The organism is Francisella sp. Scap27 (genome assembly GCF_013394105.1).
Lineage (GTDB): Bacteria > Pseudomonadota > Gammaproteobacteria > Francisellales > Francisellaceae > Francisella > Francisella adeliensis.
Genome location: NZ_CP041326.1, coordinates 19,047 through 30,467 on the forward strand (window position 1 = coordinate 19,047; position 11,421 = coordinate 30,467).

Genomic DNA, 11,421 nt, shown 5'->3' on the forward strand with positions numbered 1-11,421 from the left:
ACAAGGTTTGGTTAACCAATTTTATTGAAAATATCTTGAGATACCTTTTCCACAGCCTGATCACCGTTAACTTTAATGTACTTAGGCGCTTTTGTATTTAAACCATTAAAGTTTTTATAGAAGTTTATCAGAGGTGATGTTTGTTGGTGATATACAGAAAGCCTTTCTTTGACAGTAGCTTCGTTATCATCTGTACGAGTGATTAAATCATCGCCTGTTATATCATCTTTATCTTGTGTTTTTGGCGGGCTGAACCTTATATGGTATGTTCTCCCTGAAGCGGGATGAACTCTTCTACCTGTGATTCTTTCAATTAAAAGCTCATCTGCAATATCAACTTCAACTATGTAGTCTATATTGACACCTAACTCATCTAGTTTTTCTGCTTGAACAATAGTTCTAGGAACTCCGTCAAGCATAAAACCATTTTTACAATCTGCTTTAGATATTCTATCTTTCACGATCTTAATTATAAACTCATCAGAAACAAGTTGTCCCGCATCTAAAACCTTTTTCAGTTCATTACCAAGTTCACTACCTGATTTGATAGTTTCACGAATCATATCTCCTGTTGAGATGTGTGTGATATTAAATTTATCTTGAATTACTTTTGCTTGAGTGCCTTTGCCAGCTCCAGGAGCACCTAAAAGAATTATGCGCATGTGTGTTATCCTTCAAATCTTTGTTTACATAGAGTTGTTTTAATTATAAAATAAAACAGTATTTATAGCTATAATTTAAGAGTTTAAATTTGTTGATAGGATTTGTAATATGATTTCGCTGTTCTTAGAGAAAAAGCGCAAAGAAGCTCAAAATACGTTATTAGGGGTAGAGTTTGATGCTGTGTCTTTAGTGGCGGTTCAGCTGAATAAAGATGCTGAAAAATTTTCTCTAGTAAGTTGTGAAAGCGAAGAATTTTCAGAAGAAGCATATTTTGAAGGAGAATTAACTTCAGATTATGTTGGTAATGTTATTTCAAATGTAATTTCAGAAAATAAACTTCCTCGTTCTACAAAACTAGGTCTTGTAACGTATAAAGATATAGATGTATCTCAAGAAGAAATCATTTGTGATAAAAAAGCTTTAGAAATGATAGCTAAAGAAGGTGTAGAGTTTTATCTTAAAGAATCTTTTTTTAAGAAAAAATATCCGGACAAGTTTGCAGATATTGCTTTTGACTATTTTGATGATATTGAAGAGGAAGGTATTTTAAAGGTTTATTATATTGCTGAACCAAAAATTATGGAAACCTTAAATAACATAGCAGCTAAATCTAAAAAAGCATTATCAGTATGTGCCTTAGATAAGGATTGTATTACTAGTTTTGCACAAAAACTATTTCTAGCAGAGCTTGAGAAAAACAAACGAGATAGTGTTTTTTTAGGTTTGTATTCAGACAAGCTGTCTATTTATAGTTTTTCAAGCAAAGGTGAACTTAAAAACTATGAGTCGATAAAAATTTTTGATGAGAAAATTACAGATGCTAGCTATGTCGATGAAGCTACTCAGTTATTGTTAAGATTTATGGATTTTATGTCTCTTGATTTTTCAGAAGAAGCTGATTTTGATAGTTTTGCAGAACAAGATAATACTGTTTATATATATGGACTAAAGCAAAATTTAGATGTCTTATTTGAGTCGGTGAAAGAGCTTTCTATGAAAGATTGTCACTTATTGAATCCATTTGTAAATATTGACTGTGAAGATTTTGGTGAGGAGATTAAAAAACCTTATAGGTATGTTATCGCTATGGGAATAGCTATGAGGGAATCCTTATGATAAAAGACTTAAATTTTGTAAGGGGTCGAGAGAAAAAACATAAGTTAAAGCTTCTTGCAATAGATTTTGGTTTTATGACCTTGGTAGCATTTATAACTATGTTTATGCTTTCTATTATAATGTCATGGTCTAGTAGTGATCAGATTAAGGTGGAACAATATATACAAACTCAAATCACAAAACTAAATAAAGCTGCAGCTGAATATAATAATGTTAAAACACAAAGAGATAAGCTTCTCGATATGGCATCGGACCTTGCTAATATTAGAGCTAGCCAATATTATATTTTACTTGGTATTGAGAAAATCTCTCGAGCTATTACCGATGAGCTTTATATTACTAATATCAATTATGTTGTAAGCACGGATAATGTCATAATTAGTGGAGAGGTTCAAGATTTAAAGCTATTATCTGTATTTATGAAAAATCTTGAGATTGAGTTTAGAGTTAAGAAGGTTGAGCTTAAAAACTTAGGTTCAGAGAAAAATGGTAAAAGAAGTTTTACTCTAGAGTATAAGTTTGGTGAGGATAACGCCTTTAAAGGAGATAGTGTCAGATGATAGATAAGATACAGAATCTTCTAAACAATAAAAAGGTCAACAAGGTTATTGATGCTCCGATAAAATTTAAGATACCAGTTTTTATTTTAGTATTTGTGATTTTCTCAGTTTTCTTCTATGGTTTTTTTGTAAACCCTGTTTTAAGTAAGAATGCAGCAGTAGCTCAGCATATTAAATCCATGAAGCAACAGATTCCTAAACTAGTTAAAAAACAGAAAGATATGGTAGCTCTCAAAGATCAAGTTAAAGAGCTAGAAAAACATAATGCTGAAGAGCGTTTTAGTATTCCAGAAAGACATTCAGTTCCAATTTTCTTATCTGCATTAAATGAAGCTATTAGTGGTGCTGGAGTGACGATTATAGATTTATCACCAGCAGGCGTACAAAAAAATAAGTATCTCGATCTATATGCGCTTGATTTTAAAGCTAAACTTAGTGGTGATTTTTCTCAATTAGTGAAACTCTTTGTAGCTTTGATTGATATGAAAGATATTGCAGTCATTACAAATATAACAATTAAAAAAGAGAATGATTCTAAACTTATAGTTGAACTAAATCTTCAGACTTATTCAAGACAAGGTGTGGGGGCTTAGTTAAATGATAAAGCGTAGCTACACTAAAATGACATTTTCTTTAATAGTTTTGATCCTCTTATTTGATACTGCATTTGCAAACTATGATAGTCAAATCAAGCAGGTAGATCAGCTTGTTGAGAAAAATATGAAAACTATTAAAAGTTCAGAAAAGCTCGACATCCCTGAATATAAAGGTGATACACTTACATTCCAAAGGTTATCGAAGATTCGAAATGTATTTAATATTGATCATTTGCTACCTTTTGAAAAAAGAAGAATAAGAACAGTTAAGAAAAAAGCTAAAGAGACAGTGAAACTAAAGCCAATAATAGTGCCCAAAGACCTTGAGAAAGTTATGGATAAGAAAAAAACAAGGTTACAAGAATATCCGCTTGATTCATTTACATTTAAAGGATTAGTTAAGCAAAATAGTAATAATTGGGGAGTGGTTGAAAACTCTCGTGAACCAAAACCTATATACTTGAAAGAAGGCGAGCTTATAGGTCAAAATTATGGTCAAATTTCAGGAGTTACAAAAGAAGGTGTACTTGTAAACGAATGGATGAAAGATGAGAAGCAAAGAGTTTGGAAAAAGACTCAGGCAGTTATAAGATAAGGTATAAAATGTTTTTTAGAAAAAAGAATTTGTTAGCGTTGATTACATTGGTTGGAGGGGTTTTAAGCTTTGACACCTTAATTGCTGAGCCTACAAAAGAAGAAGTAAAGCCTCAAAGCACTATGAGTCAACCAACCCAAAAACGTCAACCTAAAATCGTAGGAAGAGATGAGCAAAAAAAGAATGATTTTGAGCAGCATATTAAGGATTTAGAGTTTCACCGTAGTTTGAATGGCAGCGCTGTTTTTCAACCAGTTTTTGAAGAAAATATTTCAGGTTTTTCCAACTACAAAACTAAAATTTCACAAGATGGTTATACTCTAACAATTACATTTAACGATACGAATATATCTGATAAATGGGTTAGCAATATTGATACTAAGGTTTTTAACACTATTGTAGACTCCATTAAAATCCGTAAAGAAAATAATAAGGTTATTTTTGTTATCCACTCTTTAGATAGGATAGCACTTACAGATTATAAGGAAGGAGATGCCTTCAAGTTTACTATCGATAGACGCAAGAGTAGAGTGCAAGGTTTTAATGTTAATGAGCCGATTTCAATTTCATTTAAAGAAGCGCCAGTGCAGACAGTGTTGCAAGTTTTATCAGAGTTTGCGGGTCTTAATCTTGTAGTTAGTAGTAGTGTAAGAGGTAATATTTCAATAGATTTGAAAAATGTACCGTGGAATGAAGTAATGAACATAGTCTTGGTTAGTAAAGGTCTTGCTACCAAAAAAATGAATAGTATTCTTTATGTTGCTACTGCTGCAGAAATCGCTGCTCAAGAGCAATTAGAGCTTCAAACTAAAAGATCATTAGAAAATAATGCGACATTAATTACAGAATTTGTACCTCTTAATTATACTACAGCTCAAGCAGCACAAACAGTTATTACATCTATGGCTAAGCAAAATGGTGGTATTATGTCTCCGCGAGGAAGTATTACATCTGATGCTCGTACAAATACTCTTATCATAACGGACACAGAAGAGAAAATGCCTCGCATCAAGGAGGTTATAAGTGAGATTGATATACCTAACGACCAGGTTCTGATAGAATCAAGAATTGTTGAGGTTTCAAGATCTAATAGTCTGCAAATAGGATTTAACTATAAACTATTTGATCCTTCAGGAACAACAGCTATAGGGTTAAATACTTTTAGTAATGCTGCTCCTACTCCTACTCCTCCTACTGGAGGTCTTGGAGCTGAATCACCTACAGCAATAGGTGCGACAGCAGCACTTGCGTGGAATGTGTTTGGCGGGATGAAGTTAGAGGTTGAAATTCAGGCTTTAGAGAGTGAGACTTTAGCAAATAGTGTGGCGTCACCACATCTTGTAGTTGCAAATAATGAGACTGCATTTATTAAACAAGGTACTCAGATACCATTCAATCAATCAACTGCTTCAGGTGCGGCATCTATTGCATTCCAAGAAGCTGTTTTGGAGCTTCAAGTAACACCACAAATAGCACCAGATGGTAATATTATATTAGATTTATTAGTGACTAAAAACTCAGTTGGACCTCAAGGTGAACAAACAAAAGATGGTACTGTGATACCTCCAACAATTAATACTCGTGAGATCACAACAAAAGTTATGACAAAAGATGGCTCGACTGTAGTTATTGGTGGAATTTACGAGAAGACAGAAACAGAAACTAGAGATAAAATTCCTTTATTAGGTGATATACCTTATTTAGGTTATTTGTTTAGTTTTACAAAGATTGATGAAGACGATAAGGAGCTTCTTATTTTTATAACTCCTAAAATAATTGAAACTAAGATAGATGGTGATAGATAATAGTTGCAAAACCACCATAAATTAGGTATCTTATATCTCTATAAATTTTCATAAAAAGGGTGATTAGTAATCAACTATCACAGTGTGTAATTAACTTATAATTTTGAGTCAAAAATGATAAGAACTAAAAATATCTTCTTAATTGGTCCAGTAGGTGCTGGAAAATCTACAATTGGTAAACAACTAGCTAAAGAACTTAAACTAGAGTTTATAGACTCTGACGACACTATTGAAAAAAAATGTGGTGTCGATATAAACTGGATCTTTGATCTTGAGGGTGAAGCAGGTTTTCGTGAGCGTGAAAGAGAAGTAATTGCTGAGATTTTAGCTGAAAAGCAAAATATCGTACTTGCTACAGGTGGTGGAGCAATCAATGATCCTGATACTCGTTCACTTTTATCATCTCGAGGTAAAGTTGTTTATCTTGAAGCAACTATTGAGCAGCAACTTCAAAGAACAGCAAAAGACACTAAAAGACCTCTTTTAAGGGTTGATGATAAAGAAGCTGTTCTTAGAGAACTAATGACAGAAAGAGAGCCTTTATATAGAAGCATAGCAGATGTTGTTGTTGAAACAAACGGAGCAACAGTTAAAAATATAGTAAATAAAATATCTACCTTCTTAGTAGAAGAATCTATGCTGTGATACAGAAACTACAAGTTAATCCAACTACAAGTCCAAGCTATGAGATTATTCTCGACTCAGGACTAGATTTTTCTTATTTATCTGACTTTATTGTAAATAAACAAGTTCTCGTTATAACAAATACAACTGTTGAGAAACTGTATTTATCTAGTCTAATTGAGTTTTTAAATTTAAAATGTAGTGTTGCGTCTTGTATCCTCGAAGATGGTGAGCAATATAAATCTCAAGAAAGTTTAGATAAGATATTAACCTCTTTGCTTGAGAATAAGTTTACACGATCATCTACAGTTCTTATTGCCTTAGGTGGTGGGGTTATAGGCGATATAACAGGGTTTGCAGCTTCAATATATCAACGAGGTGTTGATTTTATACAGATTCCTACTACGCTACTGTCTCAAGTTGATTCATCGGTTGGTGGTAAAACAGCAATTAATCATTCTTTAGGTAAGAATATGATAGGTGCCTTTTATCAGCCTAAGTTAGTCTATACATCTGTCGAATTTTATAAGACTCTACCCCAAAGAGAATATATTTCTGGAATGGCAGAGGTTGTGAAATATGGTTTTATTTCTGATAACTTTTATGATTGGTTGGAAGATAATCGAGATCTGATTTTAGCGAAAGACACGAAAACACTATTGCAAATGATAAAACTTAGTTGTGAAATAAAAGCTCAAGTTGTTGCTGAAGATGAAAAAGAAACTACAGGCGCAAGAGCAATTTTGAACTTTGGACATACTTTTGGTCATGCAATTGAAAAATGCCAAAAATATAAGGGTCTAAAGCATGGTGAAGCTGTAGGGGTTGGTATGGCTCAAGCTATAGAATTCTCATGTTTTCTTGAAAATATAATTAGCAAAGACTCTATTAATTACAAAGCATTTATAGAATCTTTTGGTATAAGTATATCTTTTCCTAATAATATTGATAAAAACGAATTTTATGATGCAATGCTTGTGGATAAAAAAAACTCAGTAGGAGAGCTTAAATTTATTTTATTAAACAAATTTAAGAGGCTTAATGTAATAAAAGTAGGTAATGACACTATTAAAAAGTTTCTCAAAATATAATAGTCTTTTAATACCATCATAATTGATTTTTCAATCGTTATATTTTTTTTAAGTTGTAATAATCAGTAAATTGCTTCCTTTAAAGAGCTTTAACTCCTGGTATGAAAATATCGTAGACTATATTAACTCTTATTTTAGATGTGATTTGGGTATGCAAATGCTATTAAAAACTATGCTTCCTTATGATGATTTCTCTATTGATTAAAGAAAGACACAATAAAGCAGCCAAGGAACTCAAATTATCGAATTTTTATATAAAAACTAGCATTGTTAAACCTTGTAAAGTTATATAAGGCTATATACCATATAAGTATATTAGGTCTTATTTTAATTTTGATTTGGTTGAAAAAGTTGGGAAATTATTTATAGTATTTATATTTTTACCATTTATTGTTTATGCAAATCCTGCTGTAAGAGATGGTTTGCCGATAATATCTAAGATTAATTATATAAACAACCAGTTAAATAATATAACTGTTGCTATTGGTAAAAAGAAGCCTGAAAGCAGTAGATTTAGATTAAAAAACACATCAAAAAGAGAGTTGTATTATACTTTATTAGCTTTATATGATAAGGTTAATCGTTTTAATTTTGAAGTTACAGGCATTTATATTCTCCCACCTAAAAATATTGATGAAGTAAAAGATGAAGACATTAGTTCGCTTTTAGATAAAATTATTGGGATGATAGGTCAATCATCAGATAACTTAAAAATAAGCAAAAAGCCTTTTGAAGTAAGCCATTCGATAAGTCGATTTGATATTGATAAGAGCTTTAATAATGTTATATATGCTAATATTCAAATAGAGAATATTCTATATCAAAAAACCTCTCCAAGAGAGGTTTATAAAGATGTCTCTCAGGCAAATAAAAATATTCTTTCAATATTACCTCAGAGTAAAATAAAGAAGCCAGTAGAGGAGAAAATAGCCTATAAATCGCCTTCTGATGTATATGAAATTCTACTCAAATGTTATGCTCAGCTGAGTATTTATGCAAATATAAAACACTACAATATAGCTACAATGGATATATCAGGAAAAAATATTCTATCAAAGAATATCCAGCCTAGTGATGTTCTTAACTTAGCAAAATTAATATTTTCTGAAACTATATATCTAAAGCCATCTAGAGATCAAAGCAACTCAGTTACTTTACATGAGAGTTATAAGACTCCAACAGATGTATATAAGCAAGCCTTATTGTTATTAAGTAATTTGAGAGAGCTTAATGAGATAACTGCTAAAAAGCAGGTGGGGCAAGTATGATTATTAAAAATAAAAAGTTATTAGTCTTTGGAGAACTACTTGTATTATTTTTCTCAATGCTTGTGATATATGGTTGGTTTTCTAATAATTATGAACTTACTAGAATTAAACAAAGTTGGCCAAATATGCAATTTAATACAGCTCTTTGCTTTGCTTTTTTAGCATTTTCTGGCTTGCTGAGGTATATGCGACTATTTTTGTTTGCAAGACTATTATCTTTATTTGTAGTAATTATAGCAACTCTAACATTGATAGAGTATAGTACAAATCTTAACTTATATATTGATACTCTTTTTTATAAGTCAAATGTTATACATGCTGTATACCCTGGAAGGATGTCACCAAATACTGCAATATGTTTTCTTTTTATAGCGGTTATTAATACTATTAGAAGTAAGCAAAATAATAGTTTTTTAGATCTATTATATTCATCATCTAGCTTAGCCGTAGTCTGTGTTTCTTTGTTAGCAATATTTGCTTATGCTGTAGGTATTAGCACATTTTAGCCGTAGTCTGTGTTTCTTTGTTAGCAATATTTGCTTATGCTGTAGGTATTAGCACATTGCATAGCTGGGGACAGATTACAGGTATGGCAATACATACAGCTATTTGTTTTTTTATTCTTGGAAGCATAAACTATAGTCGCGCTAAAGATAGTACTAAATTACTAAAGCTGGGTGAAATTGTATCTGTATTTATTTTTATGATGTTTTTTGTATCATGGTTATTTTTTATTAAATACGAATATAGTGTTACAAATGAAGTAATCAATAAAAATGCTAAAACAATCAATTTGACTATTAAAAATAATATTAAATCAAGAACAGATACGATGTTAAGGCTTGATAGTAGAGTTAATTGGTCTGCAGGAGTGAATTATTATTTTTTAAAAAATGATCTTGATAGCTATCTTGATAATTTTTCAAACTTGAAATTCATATATTTTAATAAAAATGGAAGGGAGTATTATTTTTCTAATATAAGTATATCTTCTCAACAATCTGCTAATATAATAAAACTATGTGATTCAGATGAATCAAAAGATTATTGTATCAAAGGAAACAATAACTCTTTTGTAGCAGTATTTGATAAAAGTTTATTTAAAAATTTAGTCGATGTTACAAATCTTAGACATTACAAAATTATTGTTAAATCCCCAGAGAAAGTAGTATATAGTAATTATAATCCATCTAATAATAGTTATATTTATAAGTTTAGTTATAACTTCTCTATTTTTGGGCAGTCATGGAATACGACAGTATTTTTTGATGAAAGTCAGTATGAAGGTCTTTTACCTGTTTTTCCTGATCTATATTTTACGCTTGGGTTCATCATAAGCTTTATTGTGTTGTTGCTTTTTTACTTTGCGGATAAATTTGCAAATAAGGCACAAGCACTTAGAGAGCGAGAAAAAGAGCTTGAAATACTTAGCTCTACAGATGTACTGACAAAAACATTAAATAGAACGGCGTTGCTTGAACTGTTAGGGTTATTGCTTAAAAAGGCTAAGAAAGAGAATAGTATTTTAACTGTACTATATGTTGATATTGATAATTTTAAAAATATAAATGATACATATGGTCATTCAGGAGGGGATGCTGTTATAGTTGAAGTTGCTTCTAGACTACAAAGATATCTTAAAAATAAAGATATAATTTCTCGTATAGGTGGTGATGAGTTTGTAGTAGCATTTACTGATATTAGTAATAGAGAGGATTTAATAAAAGTATTAGATAGAATGATAAAGATTTTTGAAACCCAAATAGAAGTTCTTCAAGGTAAGTATGTATCTCAAACAGTTAGTATAGGTATTTCTATATATAATAATCAGAATGATGTAACAGTAAATGAACTTATAAATCAAGCAGATAAAGCTATGTATCAAGCTAAAAAATTAGGCAAAAATAGTTATTCATTTTTTAAGTGAGTCTATTCATTAAACAATAAGAATAATTTTTCCAAACGATATTAATGAAAACGACTTTTATGATGTATTCTTTGTAGGTAAAAAACAGTAGGAGAGCATAAATTTATTTTGTTAAATAAGTTTAAGCAGCTTAATATAATAAAAATTAGTAGTAACACTGTTTAAAAGTTTCTTAAAATAGAAAAAGACAGCAATAAAGGATTATCTTGAGCTATATATTTTAGGTAATAGAGTATATTCATTTAGAAATGACTTTCATTATATTAATCAGTCTTCAGTTATGGATTAAGTATTTAAGATTTGTTGTCAATAAGGCTTCTAGTAGCTTTCTTTAATTCACCTCTATAGTGATCAAGATTTTTTGCAGATTCTTCTTTTAAGTCTTTGATTTGTTGAGTTAGAAAAGTAATTTGGTTTTCTAAGCTTTCTTTAAGATCTGTAATTCTTTGTTTTGCTTGTTCTTGTACTAGATCACAGTAAGACTTAGCATCTTTAGCTAATCTTTCAGCTGTTTCTCTACGAATACTTTCTTTAACAAGAGCCGAGTATAGTTTTTTTACCTTTATTTCTTCGTCTGACTCGTTTAAGACAGTTGACCATTCTTCGGAAATATTACTAAATAATTCTAATTCATCTATTTCTGATAGTATTTTAATTGCATTTTGACTGATAGCCATTAGGTTTTATTCCTTAAAAAATTTTAATTATGAAATATGTTTGGAACTGATTGTTTGAAACATCATATAAACTGAGTAAATAATACCTAATTGCGGGTGTAATTTAAAGTATATTTTTTTAAATATTTTGATTAAGTTGCTTGGTAGCTATAATGCTATAGTATAAACTAGCATTATTAGAATTCCTCTATAAAAAGATTCGTATGATTATAAAAGAAAATGACCCAATTTTTAGCTCGTTAGGTAAAATTAAATACTCTGCAAGAAGAGGTATGTTAGAGTTGGATATATTACTAGCACCATATCTAGATAATTGTTATCTAAATGAATCAAAAGAAGATAAAAAGCTATTTGTTGAGTTTCTTACGAGTGAAGACAATGATATGTTTGATTGGCTTTTTAAAGGAGTAATTCCTCCTGTCAAGTATAAAGAACTTGTCAAAAAAATAGTTGCTGAAAAGCATAAGTATAATACAACTAAATTAGTATAAGAGAGAAA

Annotated in this window: 13 protein-coding genes; 11 read left to right on the forward strand and 2 right to left on the reverse strand. The window is 30.5% G+C overall.

Annotation, left to right across the window (positions count from 1 at the left end; translation table 11 throughout):
• Positions 1 to 11: 11 nt before the first annotated feature.
• The gene (adk, locus tag FLM55_RS00105) at positions 12 to 662 is read right to left on the reverse strand and encodes an adenylate kinase (protein ID WP_178947450.1); all 651 of its coding nucleotides are present in this window, start codon (positions 660 to 662) and stop codon (positions 12 to 14) included.
• Positions 663 to 771: 109 nt separating this feature from the next.
• Between adk and FLM55_RS00110 the strand changes: the two genes are divergently transcribed.
• The 10 genes from FLM55_RS00110 (at position 772) to FLM55_RS00155 (ending at position 10,245) form a co-directional block, all read left to right on the forward strand.
• Positions 772 to 1,779: a type IV pili gene (locus FLM55_RS00110; protein ID WP_178947451.1), complete on the forward strand. Its 1,008-nt coding sequence runs from the start codon at positions 772 to 774 to the stop codon at positions 1,777 to 1,779.
• A complete protein-coding gene (locus tag FLM55_RS00115) occupies positions 1,779 to 2,339 on the forward strand; it encodes a PilN domain-containing protein (protein ID WP_178949018.1) in 561 nt (186 codons plus the stop codon). Before FLM55_RS00110 ends, FLM55_RS00115 begins: the two co-directional genes overlap by 1 nt.
• Positions 2,336 to 2,932, forward strand: a complete 597-nt coding sequence (locus tag FLM55_RS00120; protein WP_178947452.1) for a type 4a pilus biogenesis protein PilO — start codon at positions 2,336 to 2,338, stop codon at positions 2,930 to 2,932. The genes FLM55_RS00115 and FLM55_RS00120 overlap by 4 nt, the downstream gene beginning before the upstream one ends.
• A 4-nt stretch (positions 2,933 to 2,936) precedes the next feature.
• A complete protein-coding gene (locus FLM55_RS00125; protein ID WP_256868880.1) occupies positions 2,937 to 3,530 on the forward strand; it encodes a pilus assembly protein PilP in 594 nt (197 codons plus the stop codon).
• A gap of 8 nt (positions 3,531 to 3,538) precedes the next feature.
• Complete coding sequence (locus FLM55_RS00130) at positions 3,539 to 5,335, forward strand: type IV pilus secretin PilQ (protein WP_178947453.1); 1,797 nt, start codon at positions 3,539 to 3,541, stop codon at positions 5,333 to 5,335.
• A gap of 114 nt (positions 5,336 to 5,449) precedes the next feature.
• A complete protein-coding gene (gene aroK / locus FLM55_RS00135; protein WP_178947454.1) occupies positions 5,450 to 5,980 on the forward strand; it encodes a shikimate kinase AroK in 531 nt (176 codons plus the stop codon).
• The gene (gene aroB, locus FLM55_RS00140) at positions 5,977 to 7,050 is read left to right on the forward strand and encodes a 3-dehydroquinate synthase (protein WP_178947455.1); all 1,074 of its coding nucleotides are present in this window, start codon (positions 5,977 to 5,979) and stop codon (positions 7,048 to 7,050) included. The genes aroK and aroB overlap by 4 nt, the downstream gene beginning before the upstream one ends.
• 338 nt (positions 7,051 to 7,388) lie before the next feature.
• Positions 7,389 to 8,318, forward strand: coding sequence for a hypothetical protein (locus FLM55_RS00145; RefSeq protein WP_178947456.1), 930 nt, complete (start codon positions 7,389 to 7,391; stop codon positions 8,316 to 8,318).
• Entirely contained in the window at positions 8,315 to 8,824 is a 510-nt protein-coding gene (locus FLM55_RS00150) for a hypothetical protein (RefSeq protein ID WP_178947457.1), read from the forward strand. Before FLM55_RS00145 ends, FLM55_RS00150 begins: the two co-directional genes overlap by 4 nt.
• Positions 8,825 to 8,841: 17 nt before the next feature.
• On the forward strand, positions 8,842 to 10,245 hold the full coding sequence (locus FLM55_RS00155) for a GGDEF domain-containing protein (protein ID WP_178947458.1): 1,404 nt from the start codon (positions 8,842 to 8,844) through the stop codon (positions 10,243 to 10,245).
• A gap of 293 nt (positions 10,246 to 10,538) precedes the next feature.
• Here FLM55_RS00155 and FLM55_RS00160 read toward each other — a convergent pair whose 3' ends face one another.
• Positions 10,539 to 10,922 (reverse strand): kinesin, encoded by a 384-nt coding sequence (locus FLM55_RS00160; RefSeq protein ID WP_178947459.1) that lies wholly within the window; start codon positions 10,920 to 10,922, stop codon positions 10,539 to 10,541.
• A 203-nt stretch (positions 10,923 to 11,125) separates the two neighbouring features.
• On the opposite strand from FLM55_RS00160, the gene FLM55_RS00165 reads away from it, so the two are divergent.
• Positions 11,126 to 11,413, forward strand: a complete 288-nt coding sequence (locus tag FLM55_RS00165; protein WP_178947460.1) for a succinate dehydrogenase assembly factor 2 — start codon at positions 11,126 to 11,128, stop codon at positions 11,411 to 11,413.
• Positions 11,414 to 11,421: the final 8 nt, after the last annotated feature.

Coding starts and splice junctions, on each gene's coding strand:
- FLM55_RS00110 (WP_178947451.1), top strand. CDS start 772: ATGATTTCGCTGTTCTTAGAGAAAAAGCGCAAAGAAGCTCAAAATACG.
- FLM55_RS00165 (WP_178947460.1), top strand. CDS start 11,126: ATGATTATAAAAGAAAATGACCCAATTTTTAGCTCGTTAGGTAAAATT.
- aroK (WP_178947454.1), top strand. CDS start 5,450: ATGATAAGAACTAAAAATATCTTCTTAATTGGTCCAGTAGGTGCTGGA.
- adk (WP_178947450.1), bottom strand. CDS start 662: ATGCGCATAATTCTTTTAGGTGCTCCTGGAGCTGGCAAAGGCACTCAA.
- FLM55_RS00120 (WP_178947452.1), top strand. CDS start 2,336: ATGATAGATAAGATACAGAATCTTCTAAACAATAAAAAGGTCAACAAG.
- FLM55_RS00130 (WP_178947453.1), top strand. CDS start 3,539: ATGTTTTTTAGAAAAAAGAATTTGTTAGCGTTGATTACATTGGTTGGA.
- FLM55_RS00150 (WP_178947457.1), top strand. CDS start 8,315: ATGATTATTAAAAATAAAAAGTTATTAGTCTTTGGAGAACTACTTGTA.
- FLM55_RS00125 (WP_256868880.1), top strand. CDS start 2,937: ATGATAAAGCGTAGCTACACTAAAATGACATTTTCTTTAATAGTTTTG.
- FLM55_RS00160 (WP_178947459.1), bottom strand. CDS start 10,922: ATGGCTATCAGTCAAAATGCAATTAAAATACTATCAGAAATAGATGAA.